Source organism: Streptomyces sp. URMC 126, assembly GCF_051386555.1.
In the GTDB taxonomy this organism is placed as follows: Bacteria; Actinomycetota; Actinomycetes; order Streptomycetales; family Streptomycetaceae; genus Streptomyces.
On sequence record NZ_JBPQTX010000656.1, the window covers coordinates 1 to 819 of the forward strand.

Genomic DNA, 819 nt, shown 5'->3' on the forward strand with positions numbered 1-819 from the left:
GGCCTTGGTGGGGCGGTGGTGGCGGCGGTCTGGTGGTGCTCGGCAGGGGTGGTGGCCGGACGTCGTCCACAGAGTGTTGTGTGCATGTCCGGAGTTGTCCACAGGGGTGGCGGGGCCGGTCTCCCGGCGGGAGAGTGGACCGCGTGTGGGGGTGGTGGCAGGAGATCGCCGGGCTGGTGCTTCCGGCCGACTGCGCGGGGTGCGGGGCGGCGCGCCGGGTCCTGTGCGAGCGGTGCCGGGAGGAGCTTTCCGGACGGTCGGCGTGGCGGGTGTGGCCGGATCCGGTTCCGGCCGGGCTGCCGCCCGTATACGCCGCGGCCTGGTACGCGGACGCGGTGCGTGCCGTGCTGCTCGCTCACAAGGAGCGGGGAGCGCTGGCGCTGACGGACGCCCTGGGCGGCGCGCTGGCGGGCGCGGTGCGCCGGGCCGGTACCGGTGGCCCGGACGGGGGCGCGCGGGGGCCGGGCGGGCCTCTGCTGCTCGTCCCGGTGCCTTCCGCGCGGCGTGCCGTGGCGCGGCGCGGGCACGATCCGGTGCGCCGGCTGGCGGTGGCGGCGGCCGGACGGTTGCGGCTGTCCGGCGTGCGGGTGCGGGCGGTGCCCGTCCTGCGGCAGCGTCGGACGGTGGCCGACCAGGTGGGGCTGGACGCGCCGGGCCGGCTCGCCAATGTCTCGGGCGCGCTGGACGTGCCGGCGGCGGCCGTGCGGTCGCTGTCGGCCCCTGAAGCGGCGGTGGTGCTGGTCGACGACCTGATGACGACGGGCGCGTCGCTGGCGGAGGCGGCGCGGGCGGTGGGAGCGGCGGGCGGCCGGGTGGTCG

At 78.8% G+C, this 819-nt stretch carries 1 protein-coding gene; it reads left to right on the plus strand.

Translation table 11 applies throughout. The features are described 5' to 3' along the window. Positions 1-143: 143 nt before the first annotated feature. The coding region (locus ACSNOK_RS33340; RefSeq protein WP_436784523.1) for a ComF family protein at positions 144-819 on the plus strand (676 nt) is incomplete at its 3' end.